The sequence below is a fragment of the Bacillus sp. SIMBA_008 genome (genome assembly GCF_046535495.1).
Classification (GTDB): Bacteria; Bacillota; Bacilli; order Bacillales; family Bacillaceae; genus Bacillus; species Bacillus subtilis.
This window is the reverse complement of sequence record NZ_JAWRWL010000626.1, coordinates 1-264: the sequence shown is the minus strand read 5'-3', so window position 1 is coordinate 264 and position 264 is coordinate 1. Positions and strand designations below refer to the sequence as shown.

At 68.9% G+C, this 264-nt stretch carries 1 pseudogene; it reads left to right on the top strand.

What is annotated here, in order from left to right:
• Nucleotides 1-264, top strand: a pseudogene (locus SB658_RS24710) (hypothetical protein); the annotation flags it as partial.

Below are 264 nucleotides of genomic sequence, written 5' to 3'. Positions count from 1 at the left end.
CTCGCCGAGACCCACGACGACATCGTGCTCGCCTACCCGACGGTGGACCGGACGAGCCTCGAGAGCCTGTTCGCCGATGAGCAGGCGGCGCGCCGCATCACGCTCATGGTCGACGACCCGGCGCATCTCGACCTCATCGACAGCATCAAGGGGCCGGGCGAACGTCCGGAGATCCGCGTCGCAGTCGATGTCGACGCCTCGTGGAAGTCTTCGGTCCTCGGGCACATCGGCGTCCGCCGCTCGGCGCTCTTCACCGCGGGAGAG